At 64.8% G+C, this 17,994-nt stretch carries 16 protein-coding genes and 1 pseudogene; 6 read left to right on the top strand and 11 right to left on the bottom strand.

Annotated elements, in window-relative coordinates; all coding sequences use genetic code 11:
* Positions 1 to 38 precede the first annotated feature (38 nt).
* From C4K38_RS13405 to C4K38_RS13375, 7 genes are all read right to left on the bottom strand, one after another.
* Positions 39 to 830: an enoyl-CoA hydratase/isomerase family protein gene (locus tag C4K38_RS13405; protein WP_053278790.1), complete on the bottom strand. Its 792-nt coding sequence runs from the start codon at positions 828 to 830 to the stop codon at positions 39 to 41.
* 379 nt (positions 831 to 1,209) lie between these two features.
* Positions 1,210 to 2,619, bottom strand: coding sequence for an amino acid permease (locus tag C4K38_RS13400; protein WP_053278789.1), 1,410 nt, complete (start codon positions 2,617 to 2,619; stop codon positions 1,210 to 1,212).
* Positions 2,620 to 2,828: 209 nt separating this feature from the next.
* Positions 2,829 to 5,090 (bottom strand): ATP-binding protein, encoded by a 2,262-nt coding sequence (locus C4K38_RS13395; RefSeq protein WP_053278788.1) that lies wholly within the window; start codon positions 5,088 to 5,090, stop codon positions 2,829 to 2,831.
* On the bottom strand, positions 5,087 to 5,869 hold the full coding sequence (locus C4K38_RS13390) for a substrate-binding periplasmic protein (protein ID WP_053278787.1): 783 nt from the start codon (positions 5,867 to 5,869) through the stop codon (positions 5,087 to 5,089). The genes C4K38_RS13395 and C4K38_RS13390 overlap by 4 nt, the downstream gene beginning before the upstream one ends.
* Entirely contained in the window at positions 5,866 to 6,582 is a 717-nt protein-coding gene (locus C4K38_RS13385) for a response regulator (protein WP_053278786.1), read from the bottom strand. The genes C4K38_RS13390 and C4K38_RS13385 overlap by 4 nt, the downstream gene beginning before the upstream one ends.
* 106 nt (positions 6,583 to 6,688) lie before the next feature.
* The gene (locus C4K38_RS13380) at positions 6,689 to 7,321 is read right to left on the bottom strand and encodes a TetR family transcriptional regulator C-terminal domain-containing protein (protein WP_053278785.1); all 633 of its coding nucleotides are present in this window, start codon (positions 7,319 to 7,321) and stop codon (positions 6,689 to 6,691) included.
* Between the two features lie 102 nt (positions 7,322 to 7,423).
* Positions 7,424 to 8,473: an ABC transporter substrate-binding protein gene (locus tag C4K38_RS13375; protein ID WP_053278784.1), complete on the bottom strand. Its 1,050-nt coding sequence runs from the start codon at positions 8,471 to 8,473 to the stop codon at positions 7,424 to 7,426.
* Between the two features lie 206 nt (positions 8,474 to 8,679).
* On the opposite strand from C4K38_RS13375, the gene C4K38_RS13370 reads away from it, so the two are divergent.
* Both C4K38_RS13370 and C4K38_RS13365 read left to right on the top strand, forming a co-directional pair.
* Complete coding sequence (locus tag C4K38_RS13370) at positions 8,680 to 10,641, top strand: oxidoreductase (RefSeq protein WP_053278783.1); 1,962 nt, start codon at positions 8,680 to 8,682, stop codon at positions 10,639 to 10,641.
* Between the two features lie 72 nt (positions 10,642 to 10,713).
* Complete coding sequence (locus tag C4K38_RS13365; RefSeq protein ID WP_053278782.1) at positions 10,714 to 11,331, top strand: cupin domain-containing protein; 618 nt, start codon at positions 10,714 to 10,716, stop codon at positions 11,329 to 11,331.
* Positions 11,332 to 11,341: 10 nt separating this feature from the next.
* Here C4K38_RS13365 and C4K38_RS32770 read toward each other — a convergent pair.
* Positions 11,342 to 11,512, bottom strand: a pseudogene (locus C4K38_RS32770) (GNAT family N-acetyltransferase); the annotation flags it as partial.
* 91 nt (positions 11,513 to 11,603) lie between these two features.
* Between C4K38_RS32770 and C4K38_RS13355 the strand changes: the two are divergent.
* Positions 11,604 to 12,716: an endonuclease/exonuclease/phosphatase family protein gene (locus C4K38_RS13355; protein ID WP_053278781.1), complete on the top strand. Its 1,113-nt coding sequence runs from the start codon at positions 11,604 to 11,606 to the stop codon at positions 12,714 to 12,716.
* A 45-nt stretch (positions 12,717 to 12,761) separates the two neighbouring features.
* On the opposite strand, the gene C4K38_RS13350 is transcribed toward C4K38_RS13355, so the two are convergent.
* Complete coding sequence (locus C4K38_RS13350; protein WP_053278780.1) at positions 12,762 to 13,460, bottom strand: alpha/beta hydrolase; 699 nt, start codon at positions 13,458 to 13,460, stop codon at positions 12,762 to 12,764.
* A gap of 171 nt (positions 13,461 to 13,631) precedes the next feature.
* On the opposite strand from C4K38_RS13350, the gene C4K38_RS13345 reads away from it, so the two are divergent.
* The gene (locus C4K38_RS13345) at positions 13,632 to 14,573 is read left to right on the top strand and encodes an AraC family transcriptional regulator (RefSeq protein ID WP_053278779.1); all 942 of its coding nucleotides are present in this window, start codon (positions 13,632 to 13,634) and stop codon (positions 14,571 to 14,573) included.
* Positions 14,574 to 14,605: 32 nt separating this feature from the next.
* On the opposite strand, the gene C4K38_RS13340 is transcribed toward C4K38_RS13345, so the two are convergent.
* The gene (locus tag C4K38_RS13340) at positions 14,606 to 15,808 is read right to left on the bottom strand and encodes a PrpF domain-containing protein (RefSeq protein ID WP_053278778.1); all 1,203 of its coding nucleotides are present in this window, start codon (positions 15,806 to 15,808) and stop codon (positions 14,606 to 14,608) included.
* 232 nt (positions 15,809 to 16,040) lie between these two features.
* On the opposite strand from C4K38_RS13340, the gene C4K38_RS13335 reads away from it, so the two are divergent.
* Together C4K38_RS13335 and C4K38_RS13330 are read left to right on the top strand one after the other, a co-directional pair.
* A complete protein-coding gene (locus C4K38_RS13335) occupies positions 16,041 to 16,394 on the top strand; it encodes a DUF3302 domain-containing protein (protein WP_053278777.1) in 354 nt (117 codons plus the stop codon).
* A gap of 3 nt (positions 16,395 to 16,397) precedes the next feature.
* Positions 16,398 to 17,357, top strand: a complete 960-nt coding sequence (locus C4K38_RS13330) for an HlyD family secretion protein (protein WP_053278776.1) — start codon at positions 16,398 to 16,400, stop codon at positions 17,355 to 17,357.
* Positions 17,358 to 17,531: 174 nt separating this feature from the next.
* Here C4K38_RS13330 and C4K38_RS13325 read toward each other — a convergent pair whose 3' ends face one another.
* Entirely contained in the window at positions 17,532 to 17,978 is a 447-nt protein-coding gene (locus C4K38_RS13325) for an HIT family protein (RefSeq protein ID WP_053278775.1), read from the bottom strand.
* Positions 17,979 to 17,994: the final 16 nt, after the last annotated feature.

Below are 17,994 nucleotides of genomic sequence, written 5' to 3'. Positions count from 1 at the left end.
CACTCGAGCGTCGACCGGCTGCTCCTACGGGGTCGGGCCTAGCGACCGATAAAGTTCGGCGCGCGTTTTTCCGTAGCGGCGCGCAGGGCCTCGGCGCCATCCGCGCTGCGCCCGCACAGCAGGCCGGCGGCCAGCTCGGCCCGCAGTTGCTCGGGCAGGCTGCGCCCGGCGCCTTCGCGCAGCAGTCGCTTGGTCTGGGCAAAGGCAAAGGTCGGCCCGCTGGCCAGGCGTGCGGCCAGCGCCCCGGCCACACTCGACAGCTGTTCGTCGGCGCACACCTCGCCGACCAGTCCGGCCGCCAGGGCGCGCTCGGCCCCCCAGGGCTCATCGAGAAACAGCAGGCGCTTGGCCTGTTCGCTGCCGATCAGCCGCGGCAGGTGCCAACTGGCGCCGGCGTCCGGCGAGTACGCCATGCTGGTGTAGCCCGCCTTGAACCGCGCCGATCGGGCAGCGATGCGCAGGTCGCAACACAGGCTCAGGTCCATGCCGGCGCCGACCGCGGTGCCGTTGATCGCGGCTATGGTCGGTTTGTCGAGGCTGTACAGCCGGCTCATCAAGGCATGGGCGGTTTCGGTCCAGCCATAACTTTCCAGCGCGCCACGGGCCTCGGCTTCGGCCCACTCGGCCAGATCGGCGCCCGCGCAGAAACTGCGACCGCTGCCGGTCAACACCAGCACCCGGACCGCCGGGTCGGCGTTGCAGTCATCCAGCAGGCCATGGAGTTTTTGCAGCGTGGGAATGTCCAGCGCATTGCGTTGGTCGGGGCGGTTGAGGGTGATCCAGGCAACGCCTGCTTCGACCTGGCAGAGCAGCGACGATGGAGTAGTCATGTGAGTCCTCGAATTATTGTGTTTGGCGTGAGGTGGGGACGACTTGCCGACGATACTAAACGAGTGTTCAGCAAGGCGACAATCCGCGCTCCAAGGCCTTGTAACAGCCGTAAACAGGCGCTACTTGCTTGTTTTCATTGAGTTATTTCTCTGTTCCGCGGTGCGCGGCCGGCGTGGTGTTACAACTTTGAACAACTGGCTACAGAGGGAGCGGCGGCTGCGCCGCCTGTCGCGAGCAAGCTTCGCTCCTACATGAACGGCGCCTGTCCTTGTAGGAGCGAAGCTTGCTCGCGATAGAACCGAATGCCCGACGCCCACCTTGAGCACAAACGAAAAACGCGACAGTCACCTGTCGCGTTTTTCGTTGCGGCGGCCGGACCTAGACCGGCACGGTTGGCGCCAGCACCATCTGCCGCTTGCGCTGGATCAGGTAGTAAGCGCCGTAGCAGATCGCGATAAAGCCGAAGCCCCAGTACAAGGAGGGTCGCTGGGTCGCGTCCATGGCCAGGAACACGAACAGCGAGCAGCACAGGCCGATGCACAGTATCGGCAGGAGCGGGAACCACGGCGCCCGGTACTTCAGGTCACTGAGCTGGCCGCCGTCGCGCAGATAGGCGCGGCGGAACTTGTACTGCGCCAGGGCGATGACGATCCAGGTCACGGTGCCGGACATGCCGCTCACGGCCATCAGCACCATGAACAGCGTGTCGGCGGCAATGAAGCTGGTCATCAGCGAGATCAGGGCGAAGCCCAGGGTGATGCTCAGCGCCCGCAGCGGCACGCCACGCTTGCTCAGCGGCGACAGACTTTTGGGGGCCATGCCGGTTTTCGACATCGCCCACAGGATCCGCGTCGAGGCATAGAGGCCCGAGTTGCCGACCGAGAGGATCGCGGTGAGGATCACGAAGTTCATCAGGTCGGCGGCATAAGGAATACCGACCATGTCGAACACCTGGACGAACGGGCTTTCCATCAGCCCCGCCTGCTGCCAGGGCACGATGGCCGAGAGCACCACGATCGCCAGCACGTAGAAGATCAGTACGCGGAACACCACGTTGCGCACCGCCCGCGGGATGCTCTTTTCCGGATGGTCGGTTTCCCCCGCCGCCACGCCCATGATCTCGCAGCCCTGGAAGGCGTAGACCACGGTCATCATCACCGCGAACACCGCCGAGAGGCCGTTGGGGAACAGGGTGTCGCCGATCAGGTTGCTCATCATCGGCGCCGGTGCGCCGCTGGCCAGCGGGATAGCACCGAAGATCACCAGCACGCCGACCACAATAAAGCCGAGGATCGCCGCCACCTTGATCCCGGAGAACCAGTATTCCGCCTCACCGAAAGCGCGGGTGGCCAGGGCGTTGATGCCGAACAGCACCGCCACGAACAGCGCCGACCAGTACCAGATCGGCACGCCAGGGAACCAGCGCTCCATCAGCATCCCGGCGGCGGTGAACTCCAGGCCCACGGTGGTGGCCCAGCTCATCCAGTACACCCAGCCGATCATGAAGCCGGTGGCGGGACCGATGAACTGGGTGGCGTGGGTCTGGAACGAACCGGATACCGGCATCTGCACCGACAGTTCGCCGAGGCAGACCATCACCAGGTACATCAGAAAACCTGCCACCAGATACGCCAGGATGGCCCCGACCGGGCCGCCCTGGTTGATGATCACGCCAGAGCCCATGAACAGCCCGGTGCCGATCACCCCGCCCAGCGACAACATGAAAATGTGCCGGCTCTTCAAGGCCCGGGTCAGGTGGATGCCTTTGCGTTCGATAGATTCGCTCATGTCGGCACCTCAGCAGTCAGTGAGGGGCGCGACGGCCGACAGGACGTCATGACGCGGGGAAGGATCAGCTTTACGGCAGTTCATTATTATTATCTCCAATAAGCTTCGAGGACCGCGCCCGGCGCGGTTCAAGCGATTATTGGAAAGCCATGTAAGTTCGCGTTGAACCTAAAGATCAAAGATGTAAAAAGTCGTAAGGATTTTGTACGTCAAGCCTCCAGCAGCGCATCCAGGGTCTGCATGGAACGTTGCAATTGCTCGTTCACCTGCGGGGCCAGGCGCTGCACCGCCTGCTGATCGTTGCCCAGGGCCGCCGCCTCCAGCGCCCGCATGACCCTGGCCAGGGCGCTCAGGCCCAGCGAGTCGCTGCTCCCGGCCAGACGGTGGGCCAGATGGGCGATTTCAGTACAGTCGTCGGCCGCGATGGCGTCCGTGAGCGTCACCCGGTGCTGGGCCAGCGAATCGCGCAGTACCATCAGCAGGCCCTTGAGCTTCTCGGTGCCCAGCAAGGTGCGGTGGGTTTCCAGCAACGCCCCGTCCAGTTCCTCATCGGCCTGTGCCGCAACAGCCAGCGGCGCCTGGCCCGCCAGTGCCTGGCGCAGGCTGTGCAGTTTCAGCGGCTTGGCCAGGATGCCTTGCATGCCGGCCTCCAGATAGCTGCGCACCAGGGCCGGCTGGACGCTGGCGGTCAGGGCGAAGATCCGACAGTCGCGATTGGCCCCCGGCGTGCCGCGAATGCGTTTGCACAGTTCGACGCCGCTGATGCCTGGCAGGTGCACGTCCAGCAGAATCAGGTCGAAACGCCGCTGCTGGCAGAGCGTCAGGGCCTCAGCGCCCTCTTCGGCAAGCCAGACCCGGTGCCCGTCGCTCTCCAGCAGGCCGCTGACCACCTCGCGGTTCAGCGCCATATCCTCGACCACCAGAATTTCCAGCGCCTGCACCGGCGTGCTGGCCGTCGCGACTTCGTTGCCGCCCGTGGCGGCCTGCAGCTGCAGCTCGAACCAGAAGCGACTGCCCCGCCCCACTTCACTGTCGACGCCAATACGACCGCCGAGCAACTCCACCAGATGCTTGCTGATCGCCAGGCCCAGGCCGGTGCCGCCATAACGCTGCGCGACCTCTTCGCTGGCCTGGGTGAAGCGCTCGAAAATCTTCTCCTGCATCGCCGGGGCGATGCCGATGCCGTTATCGCTGACGCTCAGGCGCAGACGCTGGCCGCCCTGCTGCGTCGCCTGCGGCACCACCTCGACCGCAACCAGGATCTGCCCGGCCGTGGTGAACTTGATCGCGTTGGCCAGCAGGTTGCTCAACACCTGGCGCAAGAACTGCTCGGCGCCGTGCAGGCGCTCGGCCAGTTGCCCATCGATCCGGCTGCGCAGGCGGGTACCGTTGCCCTGTGCCCGCGGCTCCAGCAGCGTCAGCACTTCGTCGATCAGTTGCCGCACCGAGAAGTCCACCGGCTCCGGATGGCTTTCACCCTCCTCCAGCCGGGCGAAATACAGCACCTCGTTGAGGATCGTCAGCAGGCCTTCCCCGGCTTTGTACAGGGCTTCCAGGCGTTTGCCGTCGCGCTCGTCGAGGGGCGCGCCGCGCAGCAGTTCGGCCATGCCGAGAATGCCGTTGAGCGGCGTGCGCAACTCGTGGCTCATGGTGGCGAGAAACCGCGACTTGGCGAGGTTGGCCGCTTCGGCCTCGTCCTTGGCGCGCATCAGGCTGGCGGTGCGCCGCTCGACCATTTTCTGCAGCTCGTCGCGCTTGTCCTGCAAGGCCAGGCGATCGACTTCGCGGCGGTCGATATCGCTGAGGATCGCCCGGCGCATGTCATCCAGGGCGTGGGCCACGGTATCGATTTCGTCTTCGCCGCCGTGGCGGCTCTTGTCCAGGCGCAGCGGCTCGTGCCAATCGCCGGCGGCGACGCGCCGGGCAAACCCGGCCATCACTTGCAGGTGACGGGTCACCAGCCGGTAGAACAACCCCGACAACGCCACCGCCAGGCCGCAGAGAAACACACTCATCCACAACAGGCTGGTCAGCCCGGTGGCGTACAGGCGCCGATGCACGGCGCCCAGGTCGGTGCTGACTTCCAGCTGGCCCAGGTGCCGCGAGCCACCGCTGGGTGGCTGGTAATCCAATTCGAAACGCTCGATGCGCAGCGGCCCGGTCGGCTCGGGGTTGCCCTGCACGAGGTCGAAGTCCGGGCTGCGCAAGTGCACCCGGGCCACGTCGGAGAAGTCCACCAGGCCGCGCAACTGCACATTCAGTTGCTCCTGGTTCAAGTCCCACAGGCTGCGCTCCAGGCTGGCCAGGTAACCGGCGCGGATCAGCGCCATGCGCGAATCGATGTCGCGCATTTCCCGGCGGTACTCGAAATACAGTTGCACGGTGCTGGCAAGCACGGTGAAACACAGGCTGAACAGCAGGATGAACAACAGCAGGCGCCGCAGCAGGCCACCGGGCCGGGCGCTGATCATCGGGCACCCGCCGGTAGCTTGAGCATGTCGCGATAGGTGGCCTCGCTTTCATTCAGCCAGCGTTCGATCTCGCCGGCATCGACCATGCGCTGCAACTGCGCATCGATTTCCGGCATGCGCCGGGCCAGCGGGGAGCGCCGCGAGACCGCGATCCGCAGGTAGTCGACGCTCAAGGCCGCGGGCAAGGCCACGATGTCTTCGGCCCCCGGCAGGCGCTCGACGAACAACTGCCCGGTGCGCCGCTCCTGGGTGATGAAGTCGATACGGCCGCGAATCAGCTTGCCAAAATTCTGCTGGCTGTCGGACACCCATTCGATATTGCGGTGCCGGGCGACAAAGCGGTCGAACTCCAGGCCGTAGCTTTCGCCGAACAGCAAGCCGCCGCGGTAACCGGCCAGGTCGTCGAGGCGCTCGAAGCGCACCGGATGGCGGCGATTGACGAACACCGCGACCTCTTCGCGCAGCACCGGCACCCTGGAAAAACGCATGCTCTGTTCGCGTTGCGCGGTGCTGTAGGCCAGGATCACGTCGACCTGCCCTTCGGCGGCGTCCAGCAGGCAGCGCTGCCAGTTGCCGAGTACGACGATCTCGACCTCGTAGCCCAACTGCCCGAACAGCTGCTTGACCACGTTGGGCGCCAGGCCGCGCACCTGCCTGCCGTCGCTCCAGGACACCGGCGGATACACCGGGTAGTCGCAGTAACGGATGCGCTCGGCGGCCAGGGTGCCGAGCGGCGCCAGCAGCATCAGCAGCGCCAGCCATCGCCCCCGGGCATTCATGCCGCCACACTGGCAGTGAACAGATACCCGGCGCCGTGGATGGTGATGATCAGTTGCGGTTCGGCCGGATCGTCATGCAGCTTGCGGCGCAGGCGACCGACCAGCACATCGATGGAGCGATCGTTGGGCACCCACTCGCGGTTGCGGATCTGGTCCATCAACTGGTCGCGGCTCAGGGTATGCCCACTGTTGCGCAGGAACACACTGAGCAGCTGATATTCGCCCTGGGTCAGCAGGGTTTCGCCGCCAGCCTGATCGATCAGGCGCCGACGATCGGTGTCCAGGGCCCAGGCGGCGAACTGTTTGACCGGGCGCGCAATCGCCGGCTCGGGCTTGCACGCCTGGGCATGGCGCACCCGACGCACCAGGTTTTTCGCCCGGGACACCAGCTCGCGCGGGTTGAGGGGTTTGATCACGTAGTCATCGGCACCGCATTCCAGGCCCACGATGCGGTCGATCTCGTCGTTGCGTCCGGTGATCAGGATGATCCCCACCTCCGAACGCACCCGCAGCTCCCGGGTCAGGGTCAGGCCGTCCTTGCCCGGCAAGCGGATATCCAGCATCACCAGATCGACCACGTGGGAGGCCAGGAAGGTTTCGGCCAACTCCGCCGTCTCGGCGCAGTGCACTTCGTAACCTTCCTGGGAGAGATAGGCATGCAGCAGTTCGCGAATCAGCGGATCGTCGTCGACGATCAGTACCCGAGGAGTCATCGCTTGTTGTCCTGGACCTGCCCGAAGGCGCGTTTCTTATTAGAGTTTTACCGCATCAGCGCCCAGAGGTTAGCTACTGCTGAACGATCGATCAACAGCCCTCCGTCTATCGCCGGAATCGCCGCCGGGCACCGGCCTGCAAACCGTCGACCCAGGCCTCGCAGATCTGTATGCCCTGGTTCGGGGTGAAGGTCCCGGGATTGAGCCCCGACTCCAGCCAGAGCCCATCGAGCAAGGCGCTGAGGCTGATCGCGGCAAGGTCGGCATCGAAGCCTTCCCAGCCCTCCTCCACGGCCAGGTCGCCGAGCACCCTGCTCAGCTCGTTGCGGTACTCGCCATAGGAATGTTCGTGGGCCTGGTTGATCGCCTCGGCGGTCTTGACCGCGCCCCAGAACGCCAGCCAGGCGTCGAGCAACTGCGGGTCGAGCAACTCGGCCGAGAACGAACCACGAAAGAACGCCGACAAGCGCTCCCGGGCACTCGGCGCGGCCTGGGCCATGGCCTCGCGCAACAGGTGCATGACCCGTCCGGTCACCGCCAGATAGGCCTCGGCCACCAGTTCGTCCTTGCCCGAATAATGATGGCTGATCAGCCCTACCGACACCCCGGCCTCGGCACAGATCCGGCGTATCGAAGCGCCCTGGAAACCATGGCGCTTGAGGCAGACCAGGGTGGCCTCGATCAAATTGGCCTTGCGCAGTTCCGGCTCCATCCGGGAAAAACGGGCTTCCTGACTCATCGGGGGCAATCTCCTTTGGGCAATCGATGGGGGCGGCGCTGAACGACTGTACAGCAAGAACCTTGGCCGCCTCCAGCGCTCGCCACGATTGGCCCCGGGCGCTTACTTGCTGGCCCAGGCGTTGAAACGCTCTTCGAGCTCCTCGCCATGATCGACCCAGAACGCCACGTCCATCGCCAGCGCACCCTTCAAGTTCTGCGGGGCGGTGGGCACCCATCGCGACAAGCCGGGATCGAGCCGGGCGGCCGCCTCGGTGTTGGTCGGTCCGTAAGGAATCTGCTCGACGTACTTGAGCTGGGCCTCGGGCCGGTTGGCAAAGGCGATGAAACGCTTGGCCTGCTCGACATGCCTGGAACCCTTGATGATCGCCCAGTAATCCATGCCGTACAGGCTGCCGGGCCAGACCAGCCCCAGATGGCTGCCGGCCTGGGCCGCCTGGGCGACGCGGCCACTATAGGTCGAGGTCATCACCACATCGCCGGCCGCCAGCCACTGGGCCGGCTGCGCCCCGGCCTCCCACCACTGGATATAGGGCTTGAGCTGGTCGAGCTTGGCGAAGGCGCGATCGATACCCTGCGGCGTATTCAGCTGCGCATACACATCCTCGACTTTCACCCCGTCCGCCAGCAGCGCGAACTCCAGGTTGTACACCGCGCGCTTGCGCAGGCCGCGCTTGCCGGGAAATGTCGTCACGTCCCAGAAGTCCGCCCATGAAGCCGGCCCCTTGGCCAGTTTGTCCGTGTCATAGGCGATGGCCACGCTCCACACCAGGGCCGCCGAACCGCAGGCTTGCGCCGCGTCGGCGATCAGCTGGTCGGCGCGCCCCAGGACCTTCCAGTCCAATGGCTCGTACATGCCCTCCTCACAACCGCGCATCAGGTCCGGACCTTCGATCTGCACCAGGTCCCAATCGACATTGCCGGTGTCGACCATGACCTTGATCCGGGCCATTTCGCCGTTGTACTCGCTCTGGATCAACTTGCTCTGGTCAATGGCGCTGAACGGCTGGAAGAACGCCACATCCTGGGCCTTTTGCCCGGCGCCGCCGTAACCGACCACCACCATCTCCGGTGCCGCCTGAACGCAGCCCAGGCCTGCGGCCAGGGACAGCAACAAGGGGGAGAAAACGTGCTTGAGCCTATTGGATTTCATCGCTGGTTCCTCGTGCAGGTACCGCGCGGGCAAGGTGCCGACGCAGCCCTTTTTTATTGTTGTGAGGTTCGCCCCAGGGGTGGGCGCAGGTCGAAGCTACTGCAACGCTTAGTAAAAAAACAAGTTGATTTTTTACTTTGGGTAAATTTCTATAGGGAAAACAATAACGCCGCACCTCTTGGCCGCGGCCCCGCTGGAGCACCTGCATGTCGATCTCAAGCCCTGCTTTCGCCCACCTTTTCGAGCCATTGCAGCTGCGTGGCAAGCGCCTGAAGAACCGCATCATGTCCAGTGGTCACGACACCTCGATGCCCACCGACAATCTGGTCAATGAACAACTGATCGCCTATCACCGGGCACGGGCCGAAGGCGGCGTCGGGCTGATCGTGCTGCAGGTGGCCGGGGTCCACGACAGTGCGCGCTACACCTCCCATGTGCTGATGGCCACCGACGACGCCTGCATCGACGGCTATCGGCAGCTCGCGCAGACCTGTCACGCCCACGGCACCCTGGTGCTGTCGCAGATCTTTCACCCCGGGCGGGAAATCATGGAGTCCGGCGACGGCCTGCTGGCGGTCGCCTATGCCCCTTCGGCGGTGCCCAACGAGCGCTTCAGGGTCATGCCCCGGGCCCTGGACCAGGGCATGATCGACGAGATAGTCGACGGTTACGCAACCGCTGCGCGTCGCCTGCACCAGGCCGGGCTGGATGGCGTGGAAGTGGTCGCCAGCCATGGTTATCTGCCGGCGCAGTTCCTCAACCCGCGGGTCAATCGGCGCAGTGACGAATACAACGGCGACCTGCAGCAGCGCCTGCGCTTTCTGCGCGAGGTCATCGCGGCGGTCCGGGCCAGTACCGACGAACAGTTCATCATCGGCCTGCGCATCAGCGCCGACGAGCGCGACCCCGAGGGCCTGACCGAGGACGAGTCCCTGGCGGCCGTTCAGGCCATGCAGGAGCAACTGGACTACGTGCATATAGTCGCGGGCACCTCGGCGTCCCTCGGCGGCGCCGTGCACATCGTGCCGCCGATGGCCATCGAGGCCGCCTACCTGGCCAGGGAAGCCGGGACCTTCAAGGCCAGCCTGAAGATTCCGCTGTTCGTCACCGGACGCATCAACCAGCCCCAGGAAGCCGAACTGATCCTCGCCCGCGGCCAGGCGGATGTGTGCGGCATGACCCGCGCGCTGATCTGCGATCCGCAGATGCCGAACAAGACCGAGGCCGGGCGCGCCGAAGACGTGCGCGCCTGTATCGCCTGCAACCAGGCGTGCATCGGGCACTTTCACAAGGGGCTGCCGATCTCCTGTATCCAGCACCCGGAAACCGGCCGCGAACTGCTGTTCGGCGCCCTGCGCCCGACCCTCAAGCCGCGCCGGGTGATGATCGCCGGCGGCGGCCCGGCCGGGATGAAAGCCGCGGCGGTGGCCGCGCAACGTGGGCATGAGGTGACCCTGTATGAGGCCAGCGCGCAATTGGGTGGCCAGGTGCTGCTGGCGCAACTGCTGCCGCGCCGCAGCGAATTCGGCGGCGCCAGCACCAACCTGCAGCGGGAGATGGAGCTGGCCGGCGTGCGCGTGGTGCGCAACACCCGCGTCGACCGCGCCCTGGTGGAGCGCGAGCGGCCGGACGTGGTGATCATCGCCACCGGGGCCGAGCCTTATTGGCCAGCCTTCGAGCGTGGCGGGGAACTACAGGTGGTGGATGCCTGGCAGGTGCTACGCAATGAGGTGCAACTCGGGCGCTCGGTGGTGGTGGTCGACTGGCGCTGCGACTGGATCGGCCCCGGCATCGCCGAACGCCTGACCCGCGCCGGGCATCAGGTGCAGCTGGCGGTCAACGGCACCCACTGCGGGGAAAACCTGCCGCTCTATGTGCGCGATCAACTGGCGGGCGAGTTGCACAAGCTGGGCATTGCCATCACGCCCTATGCCCGGCTCTACGGCTGCGACGACAACACTGTCTACCTGCAACACACCGCCAGCGGCGAGCCGATGCTGATGGAAAACGTCGACAGCCTGGTGCTCTGCCAGGGCCATCAGCCGCTGGACAGCCTGGCCACCGAGCTGCAGGGGCTGGTGGAATTCCAGCGCATCGGCGACTGCCTGGCGCCGCGCACCGCCGAGGAAGCGATTTATGAAGGATTGAAGGTCGCCTGGCAGCTTTGAGCCTGTTTATACTCCGAGGCCTTCAGGCGGGCGCAGCGACGCGCCCGTCTTCTTCCCGGTTCGGAACACGCCATGAGCAACAGCAGCACGACGCCGCCTGCCAGCAGCGCGCCCACGCCAGCGAGCGGCGCGGCAGCGCCACACTTTCTCGGGACGCGGATTCGCGGCCTGCGCAAGCGCCGCGGCATGACCCTGGCCACCCTGGCCCAGATGAGCGAACTGACGGCCGGCTATATCAGCCAGTTGGAACGCAACCTGGCCTACCCGTCCATTCCCGCGCTGTTCAATATCGCCCGCAGCCTGGGCGTGACCATCCAGTGGTTCTTCGCCAGCGAAGCCAGCACCGCGCCTGAAGACAGCGGCTATGTCGTACGCAAGAACAGCCGCCTGAGCGTGCATTACGAAGACGGTATCGTCGACCAGTTGCTGAGCCCGCAGCCCAACCGCCAGCTGGAAATCCTCCACTCGCGTTTTCCGCCCGGCACCTACAGCCAGCAAAACTACAGCCATGACGGCGAGGAAGCCGGTTATCTGCTGTCCGGGAGCTTCGAGCTGTGGGTCGGCGAGCGCTACTTCCAGCTCAACGAAGGCGACAGCTTCAGTTTCTCCAGCCAGGAACCCCACCGTTATGGCAATCCCGGCGAGGTCGATGCGCTGGTGATCTGGGTGATTACCCCGCCGACCTTCTAAGCCCCAGCCTTTAGCCTTGGGCGTCAAACCCGTCATGGAAACGGACTTCGCCCCGAGGGCTGCTGCCGTCGAAGGACAACGCCTGAAAATATTCGGCTGGCACACCCGGCAGCACCAGCCCGTCCCGGGTCCTGAAGCCGAAACGGCCTTAGTAGCCGGGGTCGCCCAGCACCACGCAACCCTCCGTCCCCAGACCCGGCCTGTCGGCATTCAGTCATTTTTATCGGTTGTAATGCTCATTGACGTCCGCCCCCTTTCACAGGAAGAGCACGATGAGACTCGCGTCCTACAACGTTGAAAACCTGTTCAACCGCGCCAAGGCCATGAACCTGGAAGGCTGGGCCGAGGGCCGGCCTGTGCTGGAGCGTTTCGCCCGGCTCAACCAGTTGCTGGGCGAGCCCATCTACACGGACCAGGACAAGGCGCAGATGGTCAAGCTGCTGACCGAACTGGGGCTGAGCAAGTCGGACCAGGGCCCCTTCGTGATCCTGCGGCAGAACCGCGGCAGCCTGGTCAAGCGGCCCAAGGCCGGGGGCCTGGAGATTGTCGCCAACGGCCGCACCGAGTGGGTCGGCTCGCTGGAGCTGATCGACGCCCCGGTGGACCTGGAAGCCATGCGCAACACCGCGCGGGTGATGATCGACCTGCAAGCCGATGTGCTGGCGGTGGTCGAGGCGGAAAGCCGCCCGGCCCTGCGCGATTTCAATACGGAGATCATCGGCGCCCTGGGCGGCCCGTTGTACCAGCACGTGATGCTGATCGACGGCAACGATACACGGGGCATCGACGTCGGCCTGATGACCGCCGAGGGCTACCCCATCGGCCAGCTGCGCAGCCATGTCGACGACACCGCGGCCAACGGCGAGCTGATCTTTTCCCGCGATTGCGCGCAGTTCCAGATCCCCCTACCCAGCGGCAAACAACTGATCGTGCTGGTCAACCACCTCAAGAGCAAAGGCTACGGCAGCCTCGCGGCCTCGGCGAGAAAACGCCTGGCCCAGGCCGAGCGGATCAAGACCATCTACGAGGAGCTGGTGGCCCAGGGCGAGGCCTATATCGCGGTGGTCGGCGACTTCAACGACACCCCGGACAGCGCGCCGCTGGAGCCCTTGCTCAAGGGCACCGACCTCAAGGATGCCTTTGTCCATCCGGCCTTCGATGACGGCGGTTACCCCGGCACCTTCGACACCTGCAAGGCGGCGAACAAGATCGACTACCTGCTGCTGTCGCCCGCGCTGTTCGCCACCGTCACCGCCGGCGGCGTATGGCGCAAGGGCATGTGGCCGGGCAGCAAGCCCAAACGCTGGAACGCCTACCCGCAGTTGGACAAGAAGGAAAACGCCGGCTCGGATCACGCGGCGGTGTGGGTCGACCTGGATCTGTGAGCCGAACAGGCCCCTCTCCTGAGCGGGGCCTGAGGCACAGCCTGGTCAGCCCTTGACGGTGGCGCTGGCGGCCTCGTGGATAAAGGCCGCGACCTCCGCCGCTCGCGAGGCCAGCGAGGCATGGGAGCTGGCCAGGGTGAGGGTCTTCCGGGGGTTGAGCCGGGCGGCCATCATCTGCTGGTTGCGCGGATGGATCATGCGGTCGTCGCTGGAGATCTGGTACCAGGACGGCTTGTTCTTCCAGGCCGGCGCGCTGATGGTATCGCCGAAGGTGCTGGCCAGCGGCGCCTTCTGGGTCACCGCCATAACCAGCGCCTCATCGGCGCCCAGGTCCTGGCAGAAGCTCTCATGGAAGGCTTGCGGCTTGAGCCACAGGTAGCCATCGCTGTCCGGCTCGAGGTTGGCCGCCGCCGCGGGCAGTTGCTGCTGGGTGATGGAACCCGGGCTTTCCCCGGCATCCGGGGCGAAGGCGGCGATGTACACCAGCCCGACCACGTTGGGCTGGTCGCCCACTTCGGTAATCACCGCGCCGCCGTAGGAATGCCCCACCAGCAACACCGGGCCATCGACCTGGGCAATCATCCTGCGGGTGCGCTCGACGTCATCGGCCAGCGACGTCAAGGGCATTTCCACCGCGCGGATCGCGCCGTAGCCCTTGCGCGCCAACTCGATGATCACCTTGCTCCAATGGGCCGCATCGCCCCAAAAACCGTGCACCAACACAATCGTAGGCTGATCACTCATGAGCTTGAATCCTCTGTCTGGATAAAGACCGCTCGCCGATGGCGGCGGTACTGCCGGCCCAGGGCACTGCAGGGAAGGTCGCTCGTCGGGCAACAAGGCAGGAGACGCCCTCCCCCGTGCTGGCTTATGCTCGGGCGCGCTCATTATCGAAGGGGACGGTGCCGACCGACCATGACCGAGAAGCCGAAGACTGTGCAGAGACACCTGACCCCACCCGCTTCGCCAACCGACCTCAGGCACCCGGCCGCCGATGTGTTTTTCGAAGTGTTCAGCCTGGCCCGGATGCGTGGCGAGCTGCTGGGCGAGACGCTCCTGCAGCCCGACCAGGTGCTGCAGCGAGCGGCGGGCAGCGCCTGTTTCCATGTGATCCAGGACGCCGGCTGCCAGCTCAGGCTCAACGGCACTAACGAAGCCACCCGGCTGATGCCCGGGGACATCCTGTTCGTACCCCACGGCCAGGCTCATCAACTGCACAGCGCTGCCGATGCCAGCCCGGACCTGCCGGCGCGCATCACCAGCGGGGTCTTTCAGTTCGAGGGTGGGTGCGGCCAGGCCTTGATCCAGGGCTTGCCCGGGGTGCTGCAAGTCAGTTGCCAGGGCGAGGACCCGAGCGACTTGATCGGCTCCCGTGAATGGCTGTCGCTGACGGTGGCGGCGATGCAGAAGGAGGTGCAAAACCCCTCGATCGGCAGCCGCATCATGCTCTCGCGGATCATCGACCTCATGTTTATCTGGGCCGTGCGCCATTGGCTGGCCCATGCCCCGCAAGGCATCGGCGGCTGGATCGCTGCCCTGCGCGACCCGCTGATTGGCCAGGCGCTGGCGCTGCTGCATGCCGAGCCGGGCGCGGCGTGGAGCGTCGAGCGCCTGGCCGGCCTGGTCAACCAGTCGCGCTCCAACCTGGCGCAACGTTTCACCCAGCTGGTGGGCCAATCGCCGATGCGCTACTTGATGCACTGGCGCATGCAACTGGCCGGTCAGCGCCTGCAGACCTCCAGCCTGCGCATTTCGCAGATCGCCGAACAGCTGGGTTATGAATCCGAGGCCGCCTTCAGCCGGGCCTTTCGCCGCGAGTTCGGGGTCGCTCCCAGCGAATATCGTTCACAGGGTTGAGCGGATTTGCTGCCATCTGCTGGATGCGGGATTTAGCCCCGCCCTTTCAACGCCTCGAACAACGCCGCCGAAGCGTTGTACAGCGGCACCCGACCCTTGAGCAGGATCTGCGCGCTACGCCGGTAGGCGGCCGCGTCGATGCGCATCGAACCGCCCTCTTCGCGCGCGGTAATCAAGGTGTCCAGCACCCCCGCCGGGTTTTCGATCGACACCGGGTATTCCGCCGTGGTGGCGCTCAGCGGCTTGGGCGTCTTGAGCAGTTCATGGGCCACGGTGCCTTGCGCCAGGCAGGCGGCGGCCAGGCAGCAGCCACCGGAGACGGCCAATGAAGGATGGGCATTCTGCGGGGTGAAATAACGGGTATTGATATCCCCCGTGCCCTGGGCCGGGCTGACGATGCAGATCTTCGGCAGGGTTTCGCTGCGCTGCAATTCCTCGGCGCTCATCAGGGCACCGCTGCGGTTGCGCAATTGCATGCGCAGGCCGCCCTGCACCATCAGGCTGATCAGCCGCGCCTTGAATTCGCCATCGGCGTCCAGCTGCGCCGGGGTTTCCAGGCCGGTCTTGCCCAGGTCCGCGGCCTGGACAATGACCATCGGCACCGCCACATCGAGGCAGGTGGCGCGCACGCCGTCGAGCAGGTCGATGCGCTGCCCGGTGGGAAACAGCTGGCCGGTCTTGGCCCCCACCGGGTCGCTGAGAAACAGGTCGACCCCGGGGAACACGCCATTGACCCCGGGAATGCGCGTATCGCTCAGCAGGCGCCCATCCCGGAACGCCAGGCGCGCGAGCATGGTGGTCTGGGTGTTGCTGTTGAAGATCTCGATCTGCGCGCTGTCCTCGTCCGGGCTCAGCCAGCCACGCTCCAGGGCATACAAGGGCAAGGCCGCCGACATGTTGCCGCAATTGACGCTCCAGTCGATCGCGCTTTTACCCGCCGCCAACTGCGCCAGGGTGCTGACCAGACGCGACTCGCCGGGCCGCCGCTCGGCGATGAACACCTTGTTGCTGGTGGGCCCGCCACGGCCCAGCCCGGTGATCTGGTTATTGCCCGGCAGGTCGCCACTCAGCGGCACCCCCATCAAGTGGCGCAGCAGTTCCTCGACCAGCGCCGGGTCCTCGGGCAGGGTCTCGCGAGCCAGGATCAGACCGGTGGACGTACCACCGCGCGCATGCCAGACCGGGAATTCAAGGATGCCAGCGCGGATTTCGGGAAGGTCCAGTTCAAAAGACATGATCGGGCTCGCAACGATGGACGACAGGCAGGGATCATAAACCGCTGCCCGCGCGAGCGCAGCTTTCCAGGTTCAAGGCCGCGCGCGCCCTGAGGGCCGCCAGGCAGATGAACGAACTTGAACTAGTATGGATTGCGTAAGGCCCGTGCCATAAGACTGTCGGATGGCCGTGGCTGACCAAGGTGCTTCATAAGCGGTTGCGTGCGAGCTGAAGGCTTCCGGGAGGCGAATCATGCTCGATCAGATTGCGCTGGGCATTCTTATCTTCGCCGGGATAGTCCTGTTCTACGGAATCATCGTCCTGCACGATATTCCCTACGAAATTGCCGTCCATCGGAACCATCCACACCAGGACGCGATTCACGCGGCCGGCTGGGTCAGCCTGTTCACCCTCCATGCCCTGTGGCCGTTCCTGTGGATCTGGGCCATGTTGTACCGCGAGGATCGAGGTTGGGGGTTTGCCACCGGCAAGCCGCAGCCGCAGGGCGAACAGAGCCTGGCGCAAGAGCTGGCCGAGCTGCGCCAGCGGGTCGAGCGCCTGGAGGGACAATCCCAGGCCGGGGCCCGCCCGGAAAGGAAGATGTGACCCATGGACCTGTTACTGATCCTGACCTACAGCGCCATCTGCGTGGCCATCTTCAAGATATTCCGTATCCCGCTGAACAAATGGACGGTGCCCACCGCCGTGCTGGGCGGCGTGGTGTTGATCGGCGCACTGATTTTCCTGATGAACTACAACCACCCCTATTCGGAAGTGGCGCGCTCCTACTTCGTCTCGGTGCCGGTGATCCCGGTGGTCACCGGCAAGGTGATCGAGGTGCCGGTGCAAGGCAACAAGATGCTGGAGCCAGGCGACGTGCTGTTTCGCATCGACCCCGAGCCGTTCGAGAACCGGCTCAAGTCCCTCAAGGCCCAGCAGGTGGCGGCGCGGGGCGACCTGTACCGGATCAACGAGTTGATCAAGCGCAACTTCGGCACCCGCCGCGAGCAGGAAGCCGCGATTGCCAAGGTGGACGACCTGCAGGCACAGATCGACAACGCCCAGTTCGAACTGGACAACACCGTGGTCCGCGCCCCGAGCAAAGGTTTCGTCACCCATGTGTCGCTGCGCCCGGGGATGATGGCAAGCAAGCTGCCGCTGCGCCCGTCGATGGTGTTCGTTCCGGACGAGGGCCAGTATTTCGCGGCCTGGATGCGCCAGAACAGCCTGCTGCGCCTGGTCCCTGGGGACGAGGCGGAAGTGGCGTTCGACGGCATCCCCGGCAAGGTATTCAAGGGCCAGGTCAAGAATGTCATCACGGTGATCGGCGAAGGACAGATACAGCCTTCCGGCACCCTGATCAGCTACACCGGCTCACCGCCACCGGGGCGGGTGCCGGTGGTCATCGAAATCACCGACCCGGACTACCTCCCCTACGCCAAACTCATGCCCGGCGGCGCCTATGGCCAGGCGGCGCTCTACAGCCAGCACTTCCACCATGTGGCGATCATGCGCAAGATCCTCCTGCGCATGGCGGCCTGGATGAACTACATCTTTCCGTTCCATTGATGGGCTGGGATCGGGGCTGATACTTGGTGCGTTGCGAGTCCAGCTTGATTTCACTATCGGTTGAGTGGTTGCTTTCGGCCCAAGGCTGAAAGCAGGCATCGGCCACTGACAAGCAACGGGTCGCTCATGGGCTCACTAAAAGCGCGGCCCGTTTCGGGCATTGTCCAAGTGCACTCAGGCATCCTGTCTCGATGCATCCAGTAACCGGGCAATTCTTTTACGCAAATCCCCATGGGTTTCCTCTGCGTAGGGAATCGCTGTTTTCCAGTCATAAAACCATACGGGCATCTTGCGATTCTGTTCGGGCTCAGAGGAGTAGCGCGGAAAGATATGGCAATGCAGTTCTGGCTCCGAATTCCCTAGAATTTCATAGTTCATACGAAGGGCCCCGGTTGCCTGTAAAACGGCGTCACCCATGCGGGCCATATCGAGCAGGTAGGTGGTTCTGGCCTCGGCATCCAGATCGTTCAGGCTCGGAACGACGGGGTCGGGCAACAACAGGCAGTAACCAGGTAGAAATTGCACATCGCCCATGACCGCCCAACCTGAGGCCATTCGGCAAATCACTTTATCGTTAGCTCCGTTGCGTGCTAACTCGACACGTTGCGAGATCAGCGGCATGCATAGTCCTTAATGG

This window comes from Pseudomonas chlororaphis subsp. piscium, assembly GCF_003850345.1.
Taxonomy (GTDB): Bacteria; Pseudomonadota; Gammaproteobacteria; order Pseudomonadales; family Pseudomonadaceae; genus Aquipseudomonas; species Aquipseudomonas piscium.
Note: the sequence above shows the minus strand (reverse complement) of the source record. Positions and strands in the feature narration are given on the sequence as shown.

What these genes read in the sequence shown, in the direction of transcription:
- C4K38_RS13405 (WP_053278790.1), bottom strand. Translation starts at nt 830, where the DNA reads ATGACTACTCCATCGTCGCTGCTCTGCCAGGTCGAAGCAGGCGTTGCC.
- C4K38_RS13400 (WP_053278789.1), bottom strand. Translation starts at nt 2,619, where the DNA reads ATGAGCGAATCTATCGAACGCAAAGGCATCCACCTGACCCGGGCCTTG.
- C4K38_RS13395 (WP_053278788.1), bottom strand. Translation starts at nt 5,090, where the DNA reads ATGATCAGCGCCCGGCCCGGTGGCCTGCTGCGGCGCCTGCTGTTGTTC.
- C4K38_RS13390 (WP_053278787.1), bottom strand. Translation starts at nt 5,869, where the DNA reads ATGAATGCCCGGGGGCGATGGCTGGCGCTGCTGATGCTGCTGGCGCCG.
- C4K38_RS13385 (WP_053278786.1), bottom strand. Translation starts at nt 6,582, where the DNA reads ATGACTCCTCGGGTACTGATCGTCGACGACGATCCGCTGATTCGCGAA.
- C4K38_RS13380 (WP_053278785.1), bottom strand. Translation starts at nt 7,321, where the DNA reads ATGAGTCAGGAAGCCCGTTTTTCCCGGATGGAGCCGGAACTGCGCAAG.
- C4K38_RS13375 (WP_053278784.1), bottom strand. Translation starts at nt 8,473, where the DNA reads ATGAAATCCAATAGGCTCAAGCACGTTTTCTCCCCCTTGTTGCTGTCC.
- C4K38_RS13370 (WP_053278783.1), top strand. Translation starts at nt 8,680, where the DNA reads ATGTCGATCTCAAGCCCTGCTTTCGCCCACCTTTTCGAGCCATTGCAG.
- C4K38_RS13365 (WP_053278782.1), top strand. Translation starts at nt 10,714, where the DNA reads ATGAGCAACAGCAGCACGACGCCGCCTGCCAGCAGCGCGCCCACGCCA.
- C4K38_RS13355 (WP_053278781.1), top strand. Translation starts at nt 11,604, where the DNA reads ATGAGACTCGCGTCCTACAACGTTGAAAACCTGTTCAACCGCGCCAAG.
- C4K38_RS13350 (WP_053278780.1), bottom strand. Translation starts at nt 13,460, where the DNA reads ATGAGTGATCAGCCTACGATTGTGTTGGTGCACGGTTTTTGGGGCGAT.
- C4K38_RS13345 (WP_053278779.1), top strand. Translation starts at nt 13,632, where the DNA reads ATGACCGAGAAGCCGAAGACTGTGCAGAGACACCTGACCCCACCCGCT.
- C4K38_RS13340 (WP_053278778.1), bottom strand. Translation starts at nt 15,808, where the DNA reads ATGTCTTTTGAACTGGACCTTCCCGAAATCCGCGCTGGCATCCTTGAA.
- C4K38_RS13335 (WP_053278777.1), top strand. Translation starts at nt 16,041, where the DNA reads ATGCTCGATCAGATTGCGCTGGGCATTCTTATCTTCGCCGGGATAGTC.
- C4K38_RS13330 (WP_053278776.1), top strand. Translation starts at nt 16,398, where the DNA reads ATGGACCTGTTACTGATCCTGACCTACAGCGCCATCTGCGTGGCCATC.
- C4K38_RS13325 (WP_053278775.1), bottom strand. Translation starts at nt 17,978, where the DNA reads ATGCCGCTGATCTCGCAACGTGTCGAGTTAGCACGCAACGGAGCTAAC.